This window comes from Arenimonas sp. GDDSR-1 (assembly GCF_025980345.1).
GTDB lineage: Bacteria > Pseudomonadota > Gammaproteobacteria > Xanthomonadales > Xanthomonadaceae > Arenimonas.
The window spans coordinates 1-21,185 of the sequence record NZ_JAPDUI010000041.1 but is presented as its reverse complement, the minus strand read 5'-3'; the positions used below and the strand labels follow the sequence as shown (position 1 = coordinate 21,185).

At 61.6% G+C, this 21,185-nt stretch carries 21 protein-coding genes and 2 pseudogenes; 8 read left to right on the top strand and 15 right to left on the bottom strand.

Annotated features, from left to right (window positions below; translation table 11 throughout):
* Positions 1-33: 33 nt before the first annotated feature.
* Both Q0W88_RS07615 and surE read right to left on the bottom strand, forming a co-directional pair.
* Positions 34-668 (bottom strand): annotated as a pseudogene (locus Q0W88_RS07615) (protein-L-isoaspartate(D-aspartate) O-methyltransferase).
* A complete protein-coding gene (surE, locus tag Q0W88_RS07610; RefSeq protein WP_297801788.1) occupies positions 665-1,438 on the bottom strand; it encodes a 5'/3'-nucleotidase SurE in 774 nt (257 codons plus the stop codon). The pseudogene Q0W88_RS07615 and the gene surE overlap by 4 nt, the downstream one beginning before the upstream one ends.
* A 147-nt stretch (positions 1,439-1,585) precedes the next feature.
* Between surE and Q0W88_RS07605 the strand changes: the two genes are divergently transcribed.
* From Q0W88_RS07605 to Q0W88_RS07595, 3 genes are read left to right on the top strand one after another with little or no spacing between them, the layout of a single operon-like run.
* On the top strand, positions 1,586-2,200 hold the full coding sequence (locus Q0W88_RS07605) for a hypothetical protein (RefSeq protein WP_297801787.1): 615 nt from the start codon (positions 1,586-1,588) through the stop codon (positions 2,198-2,200).
* 38 nt (positions 2,201-2,238) lie between these two features.
* Positions 2,239-2,778, top strand: coding sequence for a Smr/MutS family protein (locus Q0W88_RS07600; RefSeq protein WP_297801785.1), 540 nt, complete (start codon positions 2,239-2,241; stop codon positions 2,776-2,778).
* A 10-nt stretch (positions 2,779-2,788) separates the two neighbouring features.
* On the top strand, positions 2,789-3,484 hold the full coding sequence (locus Q0W88_RS07595) for a VIT family protein (RefSeq protein ID WP_297801783.1): 696 nt from the start codon (positions 2,789-2,791) through the stop codon (positions 3,482-3,484).
* Here Q0W88_RS07595 and truD read toward each other — a convergent pair.
* From truD to Q0W88_RS07560, 7 genes and pseudogenes are all read right to left on the bottom strand, one after another.
* Positions 3,481-4,488 carry a tRNA pseudouridine(13) synthase TruD gene (gene truD / locus Q0W88_RS07590; protein WP_297801781.1) on the bottom strand — a complete coding sequence of 336 codons (1,008 nt, stop codon included), beginning with the start codon at positions 4,486-4,488 and terminating at the stop codon, positions 3,481-3,483. The two genes, Q0W88_RS07595 and truD, sit on opposite strands and share 4 nt — an antisense overlap.
* Complete coding sequence (gene ispF / locus Q0W88_RS07585) at positions 4,485-4,961, bottom strand: 2-C-methyl-D-erythritol 2,4-cyclodiphosphate synthase (protein WP_297801779.1); 477 nt, start codon at positions 4,959-4,961, stop codon at positions 4,485-4,487. The genes truD and ispF overlap by 4 nt, the downstream gene beginning before the upstream one ends.
* The gene (ispD, locus tag Q0W88_RS07580; protein WP_297801777.1) at positions 4,958-5,650 is read right to left on the bottom strand and encodes a 2-C-methyl-D-erythritol 4-phosphate cytidylyltransferase; all 693 of its coding nucleotides are present in this window, start codon (positions 5,648-5,650) and stop codon (positions 4,958-4,960) included. Before ispD ends, ispF begins: the two co-directional genes overlap by 4 nt.
* 46 nt (positions 5,651-5,696) lie before the next feature.
* A pseudogene (ftsB, locus tag Q0W88_RS07575) lies at positions 5,697-5,948 on the bottom strand (cell division protein FtsB); the annotation flags it as partial.
* A gap of 10 nt (positions 5,949-5,958) precedes the next feature.
* Positions 5,959-7,245, bottom strand: a complete 1,287-nt coding sequence (eno, locus tag Q0W88_RS07570) for a phosphopyruvate hydratase (RefSeq protein WP_297801775.1) — start codon at positions 7,243-7,245, stop codon at positions 5,959-5,961.
* A gap of 29 nt (positions 7,246-7,274) precedes the next feature.
* Complete coding sequence (gene kdsA / locus Q0W88_RS07565) at positions 7,275-8,108, bottom strand: 3-deoxy-8-phosphooctulonate synthase (protein WP_297801773.1); 834 nt, start codon at positions 8,106-8,108, stop codon at positions 7,275-7,277.
* An 11-nt stretch (positions 8,109-8,119) separates the two neighbouring features.
* Entirely contained in the window at positions 8,120-9,760 is a 1,641-nt protein-coding gene (locus tag Q0W88_RS07560; RefSeq protein WP_297801771.1) for a CTP synthase, read from the bottom strand.
* Between the two features lie 127 nt (positions 9,761-9,887).
* Here Q0W88_RS07560 and parE point away from each other — a divergent pair, with 127 nt between their 5' ends.
* On the top strand, positions 9,888-11,777 hold the full coding sequence (parE, locus tag Q0W88_RS07555) for a DNA topoisomerase IV subunit B (protein WP_297801770.1): 1,890 nt from the start codon (positions 9,888-9,890) through the stop codon (positions 11,775-11,777).
* Here the strand turns inward: parE and Q0W88_RS07550 are convergent, their stop codons facing one another.
* The 5 genes from Q0W88_RS07550 to Q0W88_RS07530 all read right to left on the bottom strand — a co-directional run bounded on the left by Q0W88_RS07550 (position 11,778) and on the right by Q0W88_RS07530 (position 15,810).
* The gene (locus Q0W88_RS07550) at positions 11,778-11,951 is read right to left on the bottom strand and encodes a hypothetical protein (RefSeq protein WP_297801769.1); all 174 of its coding nucleotides are present in this window, start codon (positions 11,949-11,951) and stop codon (positions 11,778-11,780) included. It lies immediately after the preceding gene.
* Positions 11,952-11,999: 48 nt separating this feature from the next.
* The gene (hutG, locus tag Q0W88_RS07545) at positions 12,000-12,785 is read right to left on the bottom strand and encodes an N-formylglutamate deformylase (RefSeq protein WP_297801768.1); all 786 of its coding nucleotides are present in this window, start codon (positions 12,783-12,785) and stop codon (positions 12,000-12,002) included.
* Positions 12,785-14,035 (bottom strand): FAD-dependent oxidoreductase, encoded by a 1,251-nt coding sequence (locus tag Q0W88_RS07540; protein WP_297801767.1) that lies wholly within the window; start codon positions 14,033-14,035, stop codon positions 12,785-12,787. The genes hutG and Q0W88_RS07540 overlap by 1 nt, the downstream gene beginning before the upstream one ends.
* Positions 14,036-14,059: 24 nt before the next feature.
* Positions 14,060-15,262, bottom strand: coding sequence for a DUF418 domain-containing protein (locus tag Q0W88_RS07535; protein ID WP_297801766.1), 1,203 nt, complete (start codon positions 15,260-15,262; stop codon positions 14,060-14,062).
* A gap of 68 nt (positions 15,263-15,330) precedes the next feature.
* Entirely contained in the window at positions 15,331-15,810 is a 480-nt protein-coding gene (locus tag Q0W88_RS07530) for a peptidylprolyl isomerase (RefSeq protein ID WP_297801765.1), read from the bottom strand.
* Positions 15,811-15,892: 82 nt separating this feature from the next.
* On the opposite strand from Q0W88_RS07530, the gene Q0W88_RS07525 reads away from it, so the two are divergent.
* The 4 genes from Q0W88_RS07525 to Q0W88_RS07510 all read left to right on the top strand — a co-directional run bounded on the left by Q0W88_RS07525 (position 15,893) and on the right by Q0W88_RS07510 (position 20,612).
* Positions 15,893-16,432, top strand: coding sequence for a C40 family peptidase (locus tag Q0W88_RS07525; protein ID WP_297801764.1), 540 nt, complete (start codon positions 15,893-15,895; stop codon positions 16,430-16,432).
* 196 nt (positions 16,433-16,628) lie between these two features.
* Positions 16,629-17,936, top strand: a complete 1,308-nt coding sequence (locus tag Q0W88_RS07520) for a DEAD/DEAH box helicase (protein ID WP_297801763.1) — start codon at positions 16,629-16,631, stop codon at positions 17,934-17,936.
* A gap of 92 nt (positions 17,937-18,028) precedes the next feature.
* Positions 18,029-19,573, top strand: coding sequence for an EAL domain-containing protein (locus tag Q0W88_RS07515; RefSeq protein ID WP_297801762.1), 1,545 nt, complete (start codon positions 18,029-18,031; stop codon positions 19,571-19,573).
* Complete coding sequence (locus Q0W88_RS07510; RefSeq protein WP_297801761.1) at positions 19,563-20,612, top strand: zinc-binding dehydrogenase; 1,050 nt, start codon at positions 19,563-19,565, stop codon at positions 20,610-20,612. The genes Q0W88_RS07515 and Q0W88_RS07510 overlap by 11 nt, the downstream gene beginning before the upstream one ends.
* Here Q0W88_RS07510 and Q0W88_RS07505 read toward each other — a convergent pair.
* Complete coding sequence (locus Q0W88_RS07505) at positions 20,609-21,025, bottom strand: CopD family protein (RefSeq protein ID WP_297801760.1); 417 nt, start codon at positions 21,023-21,025, stop codon at positions 20,609-20,611. The two genes, Q0W88_RS07510 and Q0W88_RS07505, sit on opposite strands and share 4 nt — an antisense overlap.
* Positions 21,026-21,185 lie beyond the last annotated feature (160 nt).

Below are 21,185 nucleotides of genomic sequence, written 5' to 3'. Positions count from 1 at the left end.
TGGCGCGTTCGTAAAGGCCTTTGAACAGCGACATCAGAGCACTCCCGGCAACAGCGGCACGAAACTGACCGGACCCAGATCCTGTTCGCTGACCGCGCCGTCGGCTTTGATCACCCGCAGCAGCTTCTGCTTGCCGGCTTCGGTACCGACCGGCGACACCAGCACGCCGGGGTCGCCGAGTTGCGCCAACAGCGGCGTGACCAATGCCGGTGCGGCGCAGGTCAGCAGGATGGCATCGAACGGGCCGTTCTCGGCCCAACCCAGGTTGCCGTCGTCGTGCTTGGAGCGGATCTGCTCGTGCAGTTTCAGGGTGCGGAAGCGCGGGCGTGCGCTGCGCAGCAGTTCTTCGATGCGTTCAACGCTGAAGACCTGAACGCCGAGCGCGGCCAGTACGGCAGTCTGGTAACCCGAGCCGCCTCGGTCATCCGTGCCACGACCCAGGGTTGGGAAATGGTCTGTCCGTTGCCGATCGGCAAGGCCGTATCTTCATAGGCGCGGGAGGCCAATCCTTCATCGATGAAGGCATGCCGCGGCAGCGCACGCATGACATTCAACACGCGTTCGTCGCGGATGCCCTGCTCGCGCAGGCGCTCGACCAGGCGGTCGCGGGCGCGCTGGGAGGTCATGCCCAGGCCTTTGCTTTCGGGGCGTAGTTCGATGCGGTTCATGCCGGCAGCGCTTTCGACAGGTCCTGCGCCCAGCCGGAGACCTTCTCCAGCGCCTGGTAGCGGGTCAGGTCGACATGGATCGGCGTGATCGATACAAAGCCGGTTTTGACGGCATGGAAATCGGTACCTGGGCCGCCGTCCTGCTCGGGACCGGCCGGACCGATCCACCACATCGGACGCCCACGCGGATCCAGCTGCTGCACGCAGGGTTCGGCGCGGTGGCGGTGACCCAGACGGGTGACTTCGAAGCCCTTGATTTCCGCCCAGGGCAGATCGGGGATGTTGACGTTCAAAATCGTGTCGGCCGGCAAGGGATCGCTGAGCAGACGTTCAATCAGCAACTGCGCGACGCGCACGCTGCTGGCGTAATGCCGGGGCTTGTGATCGGGACTGGCACAGCTGAGCGCGATGGCCGGCAATCCGAGGCAACGGCCCTCCATGGCGGCGGCCACGGTGCCCGAGTAGATCACGTCATCGCCCAGATTGGCGGTATTGTTGATGCCCGACAGCACGATATCCGGATCTTCCGGCAGCAGACCCGCCAGCGCCAGATGCACGCAGTCGGTGGGGGTACCGGTCACGCTGATGCGGTTTTCGGCCAGATGCCGGGCACGGATGGGCGAACCGAGGGTCAGGGAATTGGAAGCACCGGAGCGGTCACGGTCGGGGGCGACGATGAAAAGCTGGTGTCCGGCGGCGTCCAGGCCTTCGGCCAGGGCGATGATGCCCGGCGCCTCGATGCCGTCGTCGTTGCTGATGAGGATACGCATGCAAATATGATACCCGTATTCCCTGCAGAAACGGGATAAACCAAGCGGCAAAAGCAGCTATCCGACGACCGCTTTCCCGTGTTCCGCCGGCATCGGTTAAATTATCTACAGGGCTGCCCTGCCCCGAACCTTTCCCCCGGAGTCCCAATGACCGCAAAGTTCATTTTGCTGATACTGGCAGGCGCATTTGCCGTATGCCCGAACGTACAGGCCAGTGCGTTCACTGATTACGGCGGATTCGGCAAGTACAAGCAGAGCCTGGCTGATGGCGGCGGCTGCATCAGCGGGACGGTCGGCACCAGCATGCCCGGCAAGAATTTCAACAGCATCGTCTATTTTGCCGGGAGCCAGTATGGCGAGAAAGCACGCTTCAACAAAGCCTATTTCGGGTTCACTACCCTTGACAAGAAACACGATATCGACAGCGATACGCTTCGGGCCAGTGCCTTTCAGATGTGTCTTAAGCCCGGAAATTACGACATCATCGGCATTGAAGCGCGCGGCATGGAAAGCACACAGGAAATCCGTATGCCATTCACGGTGGAAGCCGGAAAAAACGTGTATCTCGGCAGCCTGATTTTCCACAGCGATGCGGTAAAGGCGATCAGTTGCGGCAGCATCAACAGTCAGGGCGTTGAAATCCGGGATGAATTTTCCCGCGACACACCGCTGATTCTTGGTCTCAAAGGCGCCATGGCTCCGGAGGCCAAAGCACTGGATGCGGCCAGGGGTCAGCCTTATTTTTACCGCTGCCCGAAATAGGACGATGCAGGGCAACGGGGCTTTGCTATCATTGAATAATGAGTAAAAAACCGCCGCCGCCAGTTGCTCCCGAGGACAGCGAACTGTTCCGCGAGGCCATCGGCCCGGTCATCGTGCACCGGCATACCGAAAGCCGTCTGCAGAAAGCCAAGCCGAAGCCGCGGGCACGCATGTTCGAGCGCGACGAACACGAAGCCCTGCTGCAGTCCCGGCGCATGAATGATGCCGAAGCCCTGCTACTGGGCAGCGAACCGCTGCTGTTCCAGGGCCCGAAGGTGGATGTCCGGCTGATGCGCAAGTTCAAATCCGGGGGCATCCGCGTGGACGGCGAGTTCGATCTGCACGGCATGAATGCCATGGACGCCGAACGCTGGCTCAAGCAATTCCTCGGCGAGGCCTACAAGGAAGGGTTACACTGTATCCGCATCATCCACGGCAAAGGATCGCGTTCGGAAGCAGGGCCGGTTCTGATGAACGTGGTCGACAAAGTCCTGCGCCATCAGGGACGCGTGCTGGCGTTCTGCACGGCACCGCAGAACCAGGGCGGCGCCGGTGCCGCGCTTGTCCTACTCGAATAAAGGAAAATCCATGCCGCATCTTCCCGAACGCCATAAAACCGAACATATCGGCTGGCTGCGTGCCGCCGTGCTGGGTGCCAACGACGGCATCGTCTCCACAGCCAGTCTGATCCTGGGCGTTGCCGCCGCCAATGGCGGCAAGGACGCGGTGCTGGTGGCCGGTGTGGCCGGTTTGGTTGCCGGCGCAATGTCAATGGCGGCCGGGGAATACGTTTCGGTGCACTCGCAGGCCGATACCGAAAAAGCCGATCTTGCAAAGGAAACTCAGGAGTTGGCCACCGATCCTGAGGGCGAATTGAAAGAACTTACCGCCATCTATGTGCACCGCGGCCTGACGCCCGATCTGGCCAAACAGGTGGCAGTGCAGCTGACCGCGCATGACGCGCTCGGTGCGCATGCCCGCGATGAACTCGGCATCAGTGCCCATTTCAGTGCCCGTCCGGTTCAGGCGGCACTGTCCTCGGCGGCCAGCTTTGCCGCCGGTGCCGTCCTGCCCTTGGCGGTGGCTTGGCTGATGCCTGCGGCAAGCATGATGTGGGCCGTCGCGCTCAGCACCCTGCTGTTCCTGACGGCGCTGGGCGCGGTTGCCGCCTATACCGGTGGTGCACCCGTGCTCAAAGGTGCGGTGCGCGTGCTGTTCTGGGGCGCCCTGGCAATGGCCGCCACCTGGGGCATCGGCAGCCTGTTCGGGGTCAGTACCGCTTAATCGAACTGACCGAGCTCCGCCAACACTGACGTGGCATAAGCACCGGGCGGCAGTTCGAAGCAAAGCTGCAGCCTGTTGTCATCAATGAACTTCCACGACAGCCCTTTCGGAAGCAGGCGCAGCGCACGCCGCTCCTGATGCAGATCGGCCTTCTCAAGCCCCTTGCACAACTCCGGTTGCCATTGCGGCAGGCTTGACTCCAAAGCCAGAACATCGCCTTGGCTACGCAGTTCACCGGCGCCCCACATCGGACCGGTTGGATGGATATCCATTGCCGAACATCGTGCGGCAATATCTTCAGTCAATGGCTCGGGACCGAAGATGCTTTTGGTGCCGTCCAGCATCCAGACTTCGCCGTCCAATGCGGCATTCCAGTTGCCCTGTTCGACCCGCATCGCCAGCACCCGGTTGAACAGATGCGAACGGGCCGCCGAGAGGTAGATCGAGCGCTTGGCGCGGTCGACGCGCCGGCCTTCGAACATGCCCAGGGCTTTGCCGACATTGGCCTGCTCGGCACCGAAACGCTGCTCACCGAAATAATTGGGAACGCCCTGACGTGCCAGAATCTGCAATCCGGATTCCAGTGTTTCGCGGTCGCCCTGCAGTTCGCGCAAAACCAAAGTGAACCGATTCCCGGCCAAAGCGCCGCGCGCCAATTTCCGGTTATGCCAATTCGCTTCCAGGACCTGACACTCATCATCGTTAAGCAAGGCCACATCCGGTGATGTTTTCTTGGGAAGGCGGACCGAAAAGCGCTGAGTGGTCACGGCATGGCGGTCTTTCATGCCGGCGTAGGACACATCGCGGACATCGATGCCGGCCCAACGCGCGATGCGCTCGGCGCAGAAGGCCGTATTCATGCCGCGTTTGCGCACTGTCAGCAGCAGATGTTCGCCTTCCCCGGTCGCCTCGAAACTGGGCAGCTCCTCGACCACGAAATCTTCGGGACTGCAGCGGATGCGCCCGCTGACCGGGGCGTTAGGCAGTGCGCGGGGAAGAATCACCGGGATTCCAGCAGAACGGTGGCCTGTGCGGCAATGCCTTCGCCGCGGCCGGTAAACCCAAGCGTTTCGGTCGTGGTCGCTTTCACGGAAACCCGTCCGGCATCGCACTGCATGACTTCCGCCAGACGCGCGCGCATGGCGGCCACATGCGGATTGATTTTCGGAAATTCGCAGATCAAGGTGGCATCCATATTGGCCAGCTCGAAGCCGCGGTCACGCACCATGGCCATGCACTGCGCCAGCAGCAGGGCGCTGTCGGCATCCTTCCAGCGCGGATCGGAGGGCGGAAAGTGCGCGCCGATGTCACCGAGCGCCAACGCGCCGAGCAGCGCGTCGCACAGGGCGTGGATCAGCACATCGCCATCGGAGTGTGCCAGCAGCCCGCGGCTGTGGGCGATGCGGACGCCGCCGAGCACCACATGGTCGCCGTCGCCGAAAGCGTGCACATCGAAACCCGAACCGATCCGCATCATGGCGCATTCCTCGCTGTCAGTATGGCTTCCGCGAACGCGAAATCTTCCGGTGCGGTCACTTTGATGTTGTCGTCGGCTCCGGGCACCAGCAGCGGCGACAGACCCAGACGCTCCATGGCACTGCTTTCATCAGTGATGTCGGCGTTTTCCTGATGGGCGTGCTGCAGGGCGCGCTGCAGGCTGCGCGCGGGGAACAATTGCGGCGTGAAGGCACGCCAGAGCGCACTGCGGTCAATCGTACCCTCGACCTGATCATCGGCATCGCCGCGTTTGACCGTGTCTTTCATGCGCCCGGCCAGCAGGCCGCCGACCGGATGCACGCAGGCCGCTTCGATGAGGCGGTTCAGGTCCTCCAGCCGCAGGCAGGGGCGCGCGGCATCGTGGACCAACGCCCAGCTGTCCTTGTGCAGGACATCGGACAGGGCGGTGATGCCGGCCAGGACACTCTCGCTCCGGCGCATGCCGCCGGTGCAGGTGCGCAGCGGTTTGCCGCGCCACTTTTCAATTCCCTGCCAGCGCTCGTCGTCGGCGGCCAGGACGAGCATCAAACCATCGATATCCGGATGCTGTGCCAACAGATCCAGCACATGTTCGATCATCGGCTTGCCGAGCAGCGGCCGGTATTGCTTGGGGATGTCGGAACCCGATCGGGAGCCTGAACCGGCCGCCGGTATGATGGCCCAGATCATGGCCGGGGAGCATCCTGCGGCGGGGGCACAGCCAGTTTCTTTTCCGGCCGGGCTTGATCATGCCCATTTCGTTCCGGGCACGTTCTTCGACCGCGTCCACGCCGGATTTGAGATCTTTCACTTCAGCCGCCAAAGCCTTGTTGCGACGCAGCAGCTCGCGGTTTTCGGCCTGCTGCGCCTGCACCTGGGCGCGCAGCTGTTCGACCTGACGCCAGTTGCCCTGCCCGAACCAGAATTTGTACTGCAGCAGCACCAGTGCGAGCACCAGCACGACATAGGTCCAGATGTTCCGGGCCAGGGCGTCCACGTCAGCGCTTGAGGCTCACGAACGCGTTACGGCCGGCGTAACGGGCCTTGGCGCCCAGTGCCTGCTCGATGCGCAGCAACTGGTTGTACTTGGCCACGCGGTCGGAACGGCACAGCGAACCGGTCTTGATCTGGGTGGCGGTGGTGGCCACGGAGATGTCGGCGATGGTGGTGTCCTCGGTTTCACCCGAGCGGTGCGAAACGATGGCCGCGTAGCCGTTGGCATCGGCCATGGCGATGGCCCGCAGGGTTTCGCTCAGCGTGCCGATCTGGTTGACCTTGATGAGGATGGCGTTGGCCACCTTCTGGTCGATGCCGTCCTGGAAGATGCCCGGGTTGGTCACGAACAGATCGTCACCGACCAGTTGGACATCCTTGCCGACGGCATCGGTCAACAGTTTCCAGCCGGCCCAGTCGTTTTCGGCCATGCCGTCTTCGATGGTGATGATCGGGTACTTGCGCGACCAGTCGGCGAGGAAATCACAGAACTGCTCGGAACTCAGGCGTTTGCCCTCGCCCATCAGATTGTACTTGCCGTTTTCGTAGAACTCGGTACTGGCCACATCCAGACCCAGCAGCACGTCATCGCCGGCATGGTAGCCCGCCTTGGCAATCGCTTCCAGAATGGTTTCCAGCGCTTCTTCGTTGGAGCGCAGATCCGGGGCGAAGCCGCCTTCGTCGCCCACCGAAGTGCTCAGGCCACGGCCTTTGAGCACCGACTTCAGGCTATGGAAAATTTCGGTCCCGGCACGCAGGGCTTCCGAGAACGAATCGAAACCGACCGGAAGCACCATGAATTCCTGCATATCGACATTGTTGTCGGCATGCGCACCGCCGTTGATGATGTTCATCATCGGTACCGGCAGTGCCACCTCGCGGCCATTGGCCAGATACTGCCAGAGCGCCTGGCCTTTGGCGGCAGCGGCGGCATGGGCCGCGGCCAGCGACACGCCGAGCAGCGCATTGGCGCCGAGACGGGCCTTGTTTTCGGTGCCGTCGAGATTGATCAGGCGCTGGTCCAGACCGGCTTGGTCGAACACGTCAAAACCGTGCAACGCTTTGGCGATTTCGCCGTTGACGTGTTCAACGGCTTTTTTCACGCCTTTGCCCTGGTAACGGGTCTTGTCGCCGTCACGCAGTTCGATGGCTTCCTTGGATCCGGTGGATGCGCCCGAGGGAACGGCGGCACGGCCGGTCTGCCCGCTGCTCAGCGTCACTTCCGCTTCAAGGGTCGGGTTGCCGCGGCTGTCGAGGATTTCGCGGGCGATGATGTGGCTGATTTGGCTCATGGCAGATCTTCTGTAGATGTATTCGGAGATTAAATGTGGTCTTCGATGAAGCCGCCGCGCTTGGCCGCTTCGTCGAACGCGATCAGGTTTTCCAGCAGGGCTTTCATTTTCGGCAGCGGCCAGGCGTTCGGGCCGTCGCTCAATGCCACCTCCGGATTCGGATGAGTTTCCATGAAGATGCCGGCGATACCGACCGCCATAGCCGCGCGCGACAGCACCGGCACGAACTGGCGCTGGCCGCCGGACTTGCCGTCCATGCCGCCGGGCAGCTGCACCGAATGGGTGGCATCGAACACCACCGGGCAGCCGGTGTCGCGCATCACGCTCAGCGAGCGCATGTCGGACACCAGATTGTTGTAGCCGAAACTGGCGCCGCGTTCGCAGACCATGATCTGCTCATTGCCGGTGGCTTTCGCCTTCGCGGCCACATGCTTCATTTCCCAGGGCGACAGGAACTGGCCTTTCTTGATGTTGACCGGCCGGCCGGCGCTGGCGACTTTCTGGATGAAATCGGTCTGACGGCACAGGAAGGCCGGGGTCTGCAGCACATCGACTACGGCCGCCACTTCGTCCATCGGGGTGTATTCATGCACGTCGGTGAGCACTGGCACACCGATCTGGCGTTTAACTTCCGACAGCACTTTCAGGCCTTCTTCCAGGCCCGGACCGCGGAAGCTGGTGCCGGAGGTGCGGTTGGCTTTATCGAAACTCGATTTGAAAATGAAGGGTATGCCGAGCGAATCGGTGATTTCCTTCAGCTGTCCGGCCACATCCAGCTGCAGCTGCATGGACTCGATCACGCACGGACCGGCAATCAGGAAGAAACGTTGATCCAAACCTACATCGAAGCCGCACAGTTTCATGAGCAGTGTCCTTAATCGGCGGTGCCGGATTTCTTCTGGCGTGCGGCCTTGATGAAGCCGCTGAACAGGGGGTGGCCGTAACGCGGGGTCGACAGGAATTCCGGATGCGCCTGGCAGGCCAGGAACCAGGGATGCTCCGGGATTTCAACCATTTCCACCAGCAGGCCATCCATCGACTGCGCCGAGATGGTCATGCCGGCCTTTTCCACTGCTTCGCGGTAGGCGTTGTTGAATTCGTAACGGTGGCGATGGCGCTCGGACACGACGTCTTTGCCGTACAAGCGATGCGCCAGCGTGCCGGGCTTCAATCGGCATTCCTGAAGACCCAGTCGCATGGTACCGCCCATGTCGGAGTCGGCACTGCGGCGCTCGATTTCGCCGCTGGCGGTGCGCCATTCGGTAATCAGGGCAATGGCCGGGTCCGCACACTGGCGGTCGATCTCGGTAGTGTTGGCGCCGGGCAGACCACCCTTGTCGCGCAGGATGTCGACCACCGCAGCCTGCATGCCGTAGCAGATGCCGAAATACGGAATCTTGTGGTCGCGGGCGTATTTCGAGGTCGCGACTTTGCCTTCGAAGCCGCGGTCACCGAAACCGCCGGGCACCAGAATGCCGTCAACATCGGCCAGTACGGCGGTGCCATCGGTTTCAACCTGTTCGGATTCCAGCCATTTCAGACGGACCCGCGTGCGCTGGCGCAGGCCGCCGTGGCGCAGGGCTTCGCCGATGGATTTGTAGGCGTCCTGGTGATCGACGTATTTGCCGACCACCGCGATGGTGACTTCATCGACCGGATGTTCGACGGCATCGACGACATCGCGCCATTCGCTGAGATCGGCCGGACCGACCATGTCTTCCAGACGCAGACGGCGGATGGCGATGGTGTCCAGGCCCTGCTCATGCAGCCAGAGCGGCAGTTTGTAGATGGTATCGACGTCCAGACAGCTGATGACCGCTTCTTCCGGCACGTTGGTGAACAGGGCGATCTTGCGGCGGTCGCTTTCCGGCAGCGGCTGCTCGCTGCGGCACAGCAGGATGTCGGGCTGGATGCCGATCGAGCGCAGCTCCTTGACCGAATGCTGGGTCGGCTTGGTTTTCAGCTCGCCGGCGGCCGCGATGTAGGGCACCAGGGTCAGATGCAGGAAGATGGCCTTTTCCGGGCCGCGTTCGCTACGGATCTGGCGGATGGCTTCCAGAAACGGCAGGGATTCGATATCGCCGACGGTGCCGCCGATTTCAACCAGGCCGACATCGAAGCCTTCGGTCGCGGCATAAATGGCCTGTTTGATTTCATCGGTGACGTGCGGAATGACCTGCACGGTGCCGCCGAGGTAATCGCCGCGGCGCTCCTTGCGGATCACGTTGTCGTAGATGCGGCCGGTGGTGATCGAGTTCCTGCGGGTCAGGTGCGTGCGCACGAAGCGCTCGTAATGGCCGAGGTCGAGATCGGTTTCGGCGCCGTCATCGGTGACGTACACCTCGCCGTGTTGGAACGGCGACATGGTGCCCGGATCCACATTGAGGTAGGGATCGAGCTTCATCATGGTGATTTTGAGGCCGCGGGCCTCGAGGATGGCGGCCAGGGACGCGGCAGCGATGCCTTTGCCCAGGGAAGAGACGACACCGCCGGTAACGAAGATTAAACGCGTCATGGGAAAAGAGGGCGTTGGAAAGCACCATTTTACCGACTTGCGGGCAAAAACGCACCTTTTTAATTCCGCTTGACCGCAAACCGTGCAGATAGCATCCTGAATGCTCCTGCATTGCCCCCGAAGACCCATGAATACCCGTTATAACGCCGCCGACATTGAAGTCCTCTCCGGTCTGGATCCGGTTAAACGCCGTCCGGGCATGTACACCGACACCACCCGCCCGAACCATCTGGCGCAGGAAGTCATCGACAATGCCATCGACGAAGCCCTGGCCGGCCATGCCAAATCGATCGAGGTCACCCTTTACGCCGACGGCAGCTGCGAGGTCATCGATGACGGACGCGGCATGCCGGTCGACATCCATCCCGACGAAGGCATTCCCGGCGTCGAACTGATTCTGACCCGTCTGCATGCCGGCGGTAAATTCAGCGGCAAGAATTACACGTTCTCCGGCGGTCTGCACGGCGTCGGCGTGTCGGTGGTCAACGCCCTGTCCAAGAAAGTGGAAGTCGGCATCAAACGCGATGGCAATGAATACCGCATGCAGTTCCAGGACGGCTTCCGCAGCTCGCCGCTGGAAACGGTCGGCAGCGTCGGCAAGCGCAACTCGGGAACCCGGGTCCGGTTCTGGCCGGACGGCAAATATTTCGACACCAACAAATTCGCGGTCAAGGCGCTGCGCCATCTGCTGCGCGCCAAAGCCGTGCTGTGTCCGGGCCTGAATGTTTCCCTGTTCGACGAAGCCAGCGGTGAACGCAGCCAGTGGTTCTACGAAAACGGCCTGAGCGATTATCTGCTCGGCGAACTGACCGGCAAGGAACTGTTGCCGGCGGAACTGTTCGGCGGCCATCTGAGCAAGGAAAGCGAAGTGGTCGACTGGGCCCTGGCCTGGCTGCCGGAAGGCGAGCTGGTGCAGGAAAGCTACGTCAACCTGATTCCGACCGCGCAGGGCGGCACGCATGTGAACGGACTGCGATCCGGCTTGACCGACGCCCTGCGCGAGTTCTGCGATTTCCGCAACCTGCTGCCGCGCGGCGTAAAACTGGCGCCGGAAGACGTCTGGGACCGGGTCAGCTATGTGCTGAGCCTGAAGCTGACCGATCCGCAATTCAGCGGCCAGACCAAGGAACGCCTGAGTTCGCGGCAGGCCGCGGCCTTCATCGAATCGGCCGTACATGATGCGTTTTCGCTGTGGCTGAACCAGCACGTGGAGGCCGGAACGGCCATCGCCATGCTGGCCATCGAACGTGCCGCTGCACGCCTGAAAACCGAAAAGCAGGTGGTCCGCAAGAAAATCACCCAGGGCCCCGCCCTGCCCGGCAAGCTGGCCGATTGCATTTCGCAGGATCTCTCACGCACCGAACTGTTTTTGGTCGAGGGCGATTCGGCCGGCGGCTCGGCCAAGCAGGCCCGCAATAAGGAATTCCAGGCCATCATGCCGCTGCGCGGCAAAATCCTGAACACCTGGGAAGTGGCCAGCTCGGGCGTCCTGGCCTCCAACGAAGTGCACGATCTGGCGGTGGCCATCGGCTGCGATCCGGGCGTGCAGAATATCGAAGGCCTGCGTTACGGCAAGGTCATCATCCTGGCCGATGCCGACTCCGACGGCCTGCACATCGCCACCCTGCTTTCCGCGCTGTTCCTCAAGCATTTCCCGGCCTTGGTCAATGCCGGCCATATCTTCGTGGCCATGCCGCCGCTGTTCCGCATCGATGTGGGCAAGCAGGTGTTCTACGCCCTGGATGAAGAGGAAAAGCGCATCCTGCTCGACCGCATCGAGAAGGAAAAAATCAAGGGACAGGTCAGCGTCACCCGCTTCAAGGGTCTGGGTGAAATGAATCCGGCGCAGTTGCGTGAATCCACCGTGCATCCGGACACGCGCCGGCTGGTGCAACTGACCATCGACGACGTCAAGGAAACCGATGCCCTGATGGACATGCTGCTGGCCAAGAAGCGCGCACCGGACCGCAAGCATTGGCTGGAAACCAAGGGCGATCTGGCTTCACTGGAACTTTGATCAGCTGAACAGGTGTTCGAGCCAAGCTGCGAAGCGGGTAATCTCCGCATCGAAGCGGCCGTTGACGGCCAGATAGACCAGATACAGGAATATGACCAATGTCGCCAGCGAGCCCAGCCGTTGGCCGATGCTGGCAAAGTGCATATGCCTTGGTCTTGGATCGGAATTCTTCATTTCACGTTCCCCGGACAATCAGTGACGCCCCACCCTAACGCGAATCCCTCAGCCCGGCAAGTCCAGAGCGGCAGCCATCATGCGGGCAATCAGGGCCTGAACCGGCGCCGCTTTGTCGGCATCGAATGCCGACATCGCTGTATCGAGATAAGCGCTCTGTGCCAGCTCCAGCTGGAAGGCGTGGATGCCCGACTCGGGGGCGGCGTAGTGGCGGGTGATGTACCCCCCTTTGAAGCGGCCGTTGCTGACCCAGCTGAATGCGGACTGTGACGCCAGAACGGCTTCCACGGCACGCAACCCTGCATCGGGAAAACTGCGGCCTTCGGCGGTCCCGAGATTGAAATCGGGCAGCCGGCCTTCGAACAGAAACGGCAGCTCCGGCCGGATGGAATGCCCTTCCCAGAGCAGCACGCGGCCGTGCTGCTGCTTGAGCCGGTGCAGTTCCGCCTGCAAGGCCGTGTGATAGGGCTGCCAATACTGCGCGCGCCGTTGCACGATGGCCTCGGTCCCGGGTGATTTTCCGTCGCGGTAAATCGGGCGGCCCGAAAACGCCATGGTCGGACAAAGCCCCGTAGTGTTCTGACCCGGATACAGGGAGGTATCATCAGGCGGCCGATTCAGATCGATGACGTAACGCGAATAGCGCGGCTTCAAAACCGAAGCCCCCATCGCCAACGCAAATTCATAGAGCCGATCGACATGCCAATCGGTGTCGGGCGCGGACTGCGCCTCATCCACCAATAACGCGCGGATGTCCTCGGGAATATCGGTGCCGTTGTGCGGCAGACTGACCAGCAGCGGCAAAGACCCGCGATGCAGTTCAAAAGTGTGCATCAGAAACGGCTGACCGAATACGGTGCCAGATCGATGGCGGTTTCACGGCCGGTCATCTGCGCGGCAAGCAGCTGCCCGGTGATCGCGCTCATGCTCATGCCGAGCATGCCATGACCGGTAGCCAGAAACAGATTGCGGTGTTTGGGGGACTTGCCCAGAATCGGCAGATCGTCATAAGTCATCGGGCGCCAGCCGTACCAGCGGGATACGACGTGTTCGCCGACCGGCGCCTTCAGATAATCCCGGGCACCGCGTTCGAGCGCATCGAGCCGTTTCACATTCAGGCTGTCATCGAAACCGGCGAATTCCATGGTGCTGCCCAGGCGGTAGCCATCGGCCCAGGAGGTCACGCAGACACTGCGTTCGGTCAGTACCAGCGGGGTTTTCGGAACAATCGGCGGCAGACTGTAGGAAATGGAATAGCCCTTGCCGGGTTGGATCGGCAAGGCCAGATCGAGATTACGCACCATGGCCGGCGACCATGCGGCCAATGCCACCAACACCTGCCCGCCCTGCCGGCGGCCATTGGCGGTTTCCACATGGGTAATGCGGTCGCCGTCCGACGCCAGCGCCAGCACCTCACAGTGTTCCTCGATGATTCCGCCCAATGCTCTGACGGTCTGCGCCAATGCCGCACAGAAGGCGTCCGGCCTGAAATGGGCGTCATTGGGAAAATAAATGCCGCCGGCCATGCCGGGCAGCAGCGCCGGCTCACGGGCCGCCAGCGTGTCGGCATCCAGCAGTTCGGCGGCAACGCCGCATTCGGCCAGCAATGGCAGCTCCTGGGCCAGGGCATCGAGGCCCTCGCGGGTCTTGCAGACATACATCTCGCCGGTGGTCTCGAATCCGCAGTCCAGACCGTGCCGGGCGATGAGTTGCTCCAGCAGCGTTCGCGAAGCATTCAGCAATGCGGCTTTGGCCAAGGCCGACCGATGCTGGTCACGCGCGTTGCAACGCAGTGAAAAGCGCAACAGCCATTCAAGCAATGAGCGGTCGGTTGAGGGCTTGATGTAGAACGGTGCATCGGCCTGCGCCATGTATTTCAGGGCCTTGCCGATCATGCCGGGCGCGGCCAATGGCAGGGCGTGGCTCGGGGTGATGGTGCCGCAGTTGCCGTGCGAGGTGGCGCCGCCCGCCGTGTCCTTTTCCAGAATCCGCACCGACCGGCCCTGCTCGAGCAGAAACAGCGCGCAGCTCAGGCCGATGACCCCGCCGCCAAGAATCAAAACATCGTCATTGCTGGGGTTCATGGACAGGCACGTGATGGACTGTCCCTATGATACAAACTTCGGACGCTTCCCGTAAGTCAGCCAACGCCACAGGTATTCGGCCGGCCCCATGCTGAAACGGCCCAGCCACCAGGTACTGAACAGCGTCTGCAGCGTGATCAGCCCGATGGCGAAGGGAATATGCCATGCACGCGGCAACTGCTGGAAATAGCCGAGACCATAACCGCAGAAAATCAGGGTACAGACCAGCGACTGGCCGAGGTAGTTGCTCAGCGCCATGCGTCCGAGCGGCGCCAGAACGGCCAGACGCTTCCGGAACACGGGGCGCGTCCACAGCCAGCGCAGTCCGAAAAACATGCCGAGGCACATCAACAGTCCGGCCAGCATATTGAGGACGTTCACGGCAGCGAATACGGCATCAATCCGGACCATCGATACCTGAGGTGCAACGGCGATACTCGCCGCCATCAGGGCCAGACCGGCAATGTAGCAGTAAAGAGCTGCGCGGCCGCCACTGTCCTGCGCTGATGTTGCCGGCCGCGACCAGCCCAGGCGGTGGAGCCGCACGCCGAGCGCGAACATCGCGGTTGCCATCGGCAGAAGAATGATCAGATTGCCGAGACCCTGCAAAAAATAGCCGGCGCGCCATTGCAGGGTGGCCAGATAGGTGCTGTGGCCTTGATGGCGGATTTCATCGGCCATCATTTTGGTGATATCGCCGCCGTCATCGTGGTTTCCGGCCATGACGCCGGCGAACGCCAATAAGGCCAGAGGTGCGCAGTACACGAGCAGGATGCGGTAAAGCCGCGGGGGCGCATCGCTTTTCATGCGCCAAAGCAGAATGAATCCGGCCAAGGCATAGGTGAACAGGATGTCGCCTTCCCAGACCAGCACGGCGTGCGCGGCACCGATGGCCAGCAGGGCCCACAGCCGGCGTTTGTAGATGCGGCGGAAATCACCGCCGCTGCGGGCGGCGCTGTCGTGCATCATGGCGAAACCGATCCCGAACAGCAGCGAAAACAGGGTCCAGAACTTGCCCTGCACGAAAACGTAGATGAACGCATCGGCGAGGCGGTCGGCGCCGCGCAGCGTCGGGTCGATGCCCGACATGGCCTGCATGATCGGGCCATTGAAGGCCTCCAGATTCATCAGCAGGATGCCGAACAGGGCGAAGCCCCGGATGGCATCGAGCATGTCGATGCGCTCAGGGGCACCCGTCGGGCGGAATTCGTGATCGGTGCTGGTCATGGCGGCTCCCTGATTTTGATCAGGGTAACCGCTGCGGTCCATTCAGGCCATAGGCCGGAAGTACCGTATCAGTGCTGCACGCCGCCTTCGCCGTGCACGTGACCGTGCGCGATTTCTTCTTCGGTGGCGGCACGGACATCGAGAATATCCACGCTGAAGTCGAGCGATTTGCCGGCCATCGGATGGTTGAGATCGACATCGACCGTGGTCATGCCGACCTTCAGGATGGTCATCGCGCGCGGGCCCATTTCGGTCGGCAGCACGACCTGCTGGCCATTGACCAGCTTGGCGTTCTTGAACAGTTTCTTCGGAATGCGCTGGGTCATGCCGTCACGGCGTTCGCCGTAGGCCTGGTCCGGGCTGACCGTCGTTTCGACCTTGTCGCCGGCCTGCTTGCCGATCAGGGCCTCTTCCAGACCCGGAATGATGGCGCCATGGCCGACCAGCACCGTCAGGGCATTGCCGTCTTTCGAGCTTTCCAGCGGCTCTTTGCCGGTTTCGGCAACGGTGTAATGAAAGGTAACCACGGAATTTTTTTCAATCGACATAACGCATCCAGATCGGGAGGGTGACGGAAATGCCCTAATCGGGCACAATCAAGCGGACTATTATCCGATTGAATGTGCCGGAATGCCAGTAAAATCCACGAAAACCGCCGTTTTGCTGGCACTGGCCGCATTGTTGAGCGCCTGCGCCAGCGGACCGGAGCGCGCCCGCGGCGGCGATACTCCGGAAGTGACCGGCCTTGGGGAAGACGATGCCGCCCTGCCCGGAAACCTCAAAGCCGCCGCCAATGATGTCCTGTTCCAGGCAATCGGCCTGGTCGGAACGCCCTACCGTTACGGCGGCAATTCCCCGGAAACCGGCTTCGATTGTTCGGGACTGATCAATTATGTTTTTCTGCAGAGTGCCGGCCTGAAACTGCCGCGCACCACGGCCGCCCTGATTGACATCGATGCGCCCCGGGTGGACAGGGACCGTCTGTATCCGGGCGATCTGGTTTATTTCAATACCCTCGGCGGCCGTGTCAGCCATATCGGCATCTATGTCGGTGAACGCCGCTTCGTGCATGCGCCCAGCTCCGGCGGCACCGTGCGCATGGACAACATCGACACGCCCTACTGGCAGAAACACTACGTGGATGCCAAACGCGTTCTGCTGGGCGATTGAGTCCGGCTGAACGGCCGATTCAGCACCGATTCGCTTTATCGGGCCAAAGCGCCTACAATGACGGCACAAAGAAACGGTTCGTTTCCTAATCTCTGTGCTTCACGCACTTACTCCGCACGAACCCATTCTCAGGCGCCTCCGGGCGCAATGAAAGCAATGTGGTGTTAGGGACATTGCCCCCCGCAGGAGTTACAACATGCCTTTTCAATCCCTTGGGCTGATGCCCGAGCTCGTCCGTGCGCTGTCCGATAAGGGCTACACGGAACCCACCGCCATTCAAAGCCAGGCCATTCCCGCCATCCTAAATGGTGAAGACGTTCTAGGCGGCGCCCAGACCGGCACCGGCAAAACCGCCGCTTTCACGCTGCCGATTCTTCAGCGTCTGGCCGAACATCCGAACCCCAAAGCCAAAGGCCCACGGGTTCTGATTCTGGTACCGACCCGCGAACTGGCCGTACAGGTGCACACCAGCATCCGTGATTACGGCAAGCACATCCGCCTGCGCACCGCGGTAATGTACGGCGGCGCCAGCATGAACCCGCAGATGATGGCACTCGGCAAGGGCCTGGACATTCTGGTGGCCACCCCCGGCCGCCTGATCGACCATCTGGAACGCGGCACCGCACAGCTGCATCGCGTCGAAACCCTGATTCTGGACGAAGCCGACCGCATGCTCGACATGGGCTTCCTGCCGGCCATCAAGAAAATCCTGAACCAGGTGCCGAAACAGCGGCAGACCCTGCTGTTCTCGGCCACCTTCGATGCACCGATCAAACAGCTGGCGCTGCAGTTCATGCGCAATCCGGTGGAAGTACAGGTCTCTTCGCAGAACACCGTGGCGCAGACCGTCAATCACATCGCGCATCCGGTCGACCCGGGCAAGAAGCGTGAGCTGCTGATGCACATCCTGAGCGAACGCTACCAGGAACAGATTCTGGTGTTCGTGAAAACCAAGCATCTGTGCAACCGCATCGCCGAACAGATCACCAAGGACGGCATCCCGGCGCTCGCCATCCACGGCAACAAGAGCCAGGGTCAGCGTCTGAAAGCCCTGTCCGACTTCAAAGCCGGCAATGTGCGCGTGTTATGCGCCACCGACGTCGCCGCCCGTGGCCTCGACATCCCGCTGCTGCCGCTGGTGATCAACTTCGACATGCCGATGGTGGCCGAAGATTATGTGCACCGCATCGGCCGCACCGGCCGTGCCGGCGCTAACGGCGATGCCGTGTCGCTGGTCGCCACGGACGAGGGCGGCCTGCTTCGTGCGGTCAATCGTCTGCTGAAACAGGACATCGCACTGGAGCCGAAACCGGGTTTCGAACCGACCACCACCATGCGCATGGATCTGACACCGCCGCGCGGCAAGCCGTCCGGCCATCAGGCGCCGCGCCGTAAACCGGCCCAGCCCGGCCACCTGAAGAGCCACGGCATGGCGTCGCAGAAACCCAAAAGCAGCAGTCCGGGCGGAAACCCGCGCGGCCGCCAGCGTTCGCCGCAGCGATGATCTAGTGCCATACCGAGGAAAGCCGCCGCAAGGCGGCTTTTTTCATGGCATCGCATTCTGTCCTAGAATGGTGTTAGCGCATAGGGGACGCCATGAAAGTCGAATATCGGGATTTCGTAATTTCTGTATTGGCCGGGCTGGCGGGCGGATTGACGGTGCTCGTCCTACTGACTGCATTCGGACATCTCCGACAGCTGCAAACCACCGATACCGAACTGGAAGCATTATCCCGGCGTGGTTTCGAACGCACGCTGGCGGTCATGGACGAGATGCGCCGCGGAGTGCAGCAGTTGGAGTCCGTTGATGGTGAAAGCTGTAGCGATTCCGAGCGGGCAAGCCTGGGCAAACTGGTGCGCAACAGCTTGTATCTCAAAAGCGCGAATATCCATATGGGCGGAAACCGTTACTGTTCGGATACCGGCATCATCAAGCGCGAACTCCAGAAACCGCACTTGCAGACTGCCGATGGCGCTGAAATCTGGCTGTATGCCAACAATCCGTTCAGTGCCCGCAACAATACCCTGTTGTACCGGAATAACGGTGTTCTGCTCAGCACGTTGCACGACCACCTGCTCAACATCGTGACCGACAACCGGACACGCATGGTGCTGTATGACCCAGTCAGCGGCAACGTTCTGGCCCGACATCCTTCCGGCGCACGTTTGGATCCCAATCAGATACCGGCGCTGCGGCACGAACCGGATACGGCCGTGGTCGTCCTGCAGGATCCGCGCGTTAAAGTCAGTCTGCTGGCCACGCGCCGGACGGCAGCCTGGCCGGTGCAGCTGCGTGAAAACCTCTGGCCATGGCTGCTGACCGCATTCGTCTGCGGCATGCTTGCCGGAGCACTATGCTACCGGCAGCTCGGTTTCCGCAGACAACCAGCACAGCAACTGAAACGGGCCGTGCGCAGCAAAAGCTTCGAAGTCAACTATCAACCGATCGTGGCCATTGCCGATGGCCGCTGTCTGGGCGCCGAATGTCTGATCCGCTGGCAGGATGAAGACGGCCGACCGGTACGTCCCGACCATTTCGTTCCCATCGCGGAAGAAATCGGGCTAATCGAAGCAATGACCGATATCGTACTGGAAAAAGCACTCATGGAACTCGGCGACATACTCCGCAGCGGAACGCTGTATCTGTCCATCAATCTCTCGGCCAGCGACATGATCAAGCGGCGGTTTTACCCGCTGCTGCGCGAAAGCCTGATCCGTGCCGGTCTGGATCCGCGCAAGATAGCCATAGAGGCTACCGAGCGCGGCTTCGTCGATGCCGAGAGGGCCAACGCCGTGATCACCGAAATGCGGGACGCCGGGCACTCCATCCTCATAGACGACTTCGGCACCGGATATTCCAGCCTGTCTTATCTGCAGAAACTGGCCATCGATGTCATCAAGATCGACAAAGCCTTCGTCGACGCCATCAATACCGAATCCGCGACCAGCTCGGTGATCGTGCACATCATTGCCATGGCCAAGCAGCTGGGATTGAAAACCGTCGCCGAAGGCATTGAGACCGAAGCGCAGGCCTTGTTTCTCAAGGCGCACGGCGTCGATGCCGGACAGGGATGGTACTATTCGAAACCGCTGACCGCGGCGCATTTCCGTTTATTTCTCGAGAACAGCCATGCCCGTTGACGCCTTATCGGCACGCAAAATCCAGATAGACCGTCCCGGCGGCTACGAAGCCCTCAAACTCATCGAGGCGCCCTTGCCCGCCGTCGGCGACGACGAAGTGCTGATTGCCGTGAAAGCCTGCGGCGTGAACTATGCCGATGGCATCATCCGCATGGGCCTGTATGCCTCGGCCAAGGAACTGCACGGCTACCCGATTACGCCCGGCTTTGAACTCGCGGGCGTTGTCACCGCTGTGGGTGCGAAGGTGACCGAGCATACCGTCGGTGATGAGGTTCTGGCGCTGACGCTGTTCGGCGGCTACTGCTCGCACATCGTGCTGAAATCCGACCGCGTGTTCCGCAAACCTGCCAACCTCAGCCACGCCCAGGCCGCGGCCCTGCCCACGGTGTTCCTGACCGCCTGGTTCATGGTGCGCGAGCAGGTGTTGCCGAAGCCCGGCGATACCTGGCTGGTGCATTCCGCTGCCGGCGGCGTCGGCTCAGCCCTGTGCCAGCTGGGCCGGCTGCACGATTGCCGCGTGATCGGCGTCATCGGTTCCGCGCACAAACGCAGTGCCGCGCTGGCCATGGGCGCTACCCACGCCATCGATAAATCCACGCAGGATCTGTGGCCGGAAGCCGAACGCCTGGCGCCGAAGGGCTTCCAGGCCGTGTTCGATGCCAATGGCGTGTCCACGCTGGCACAGAGCTATGCCCATCTCGCGCCGATGGGCAAACTGTGCATCTACGGATTCGCCAGCATGCTGCCGCACGACGGCCGGCTCAATTGGCTGAAAATGGCCTGGGACTGGCTGCGCACGCCGCGTTTCAACCCGCTCGACATGACCCAGAGCAACAAAAGCGTGCTGGCCGCCAATTTGAGTTTTCTGTCCGAGCATGCCGGGCTGCTGCGCAGCGGCATGCTGGAGCTGATCGGTCTGTTCGAAAGCGGCGCATTGGTCGCACCGCCGGTGACGGAATACGCGCTGGCCGATGCCGCCAAGGCTCAGGCCGACATCGAGTCCGGCCGGACCGTCGGCAAGCTGGTGCTGATTCCTTAAAACGGTTTGGCGATCACCAGAAAGATCACGGCAAACAGCAGGAATACCGGCACTTCATTGAGGATGCGCAGCGTACGCGGTGACGGCAGGGCTTTGCCCTGCTGCGCGGCTTGCAGGCGCTTGTAGCACAAAATGAAATACGCGAACAAAATCGCGACCAGCAGCAGCTTGGCGTGCAGCCAGCCGCCGAAGCCCGCGAAATGGATCAGGCCGACACCCAGCAGTAGCGACAGTCCGAACATCACATGCCCGAACAGGTACAGACGACGCGCCATCAACAGCAGGCGGGCCTGCACATCGGGCTGTCCGGGCGACTCGGCGAAATTGATCAACAGGCGCGGTAGATAGAACACAGCGGCAACCCAGGCCATGACGAACAGTAGATGGCCCGATTTCAGAAGCGGATAAAGCATGGCGGTGAAGCTCCGATTGAAGATAAATGCTTGTTCAAGCAAGGATTTGCGTATGGGAGTAAACTATACAACCTTTCCAGGCTTCGCGCCTGCGCCCAGAGCCGATACCCTCCTATGACTTCGAAACCCGCCGACAGCGCCGCCATCACCTTCCGTGACA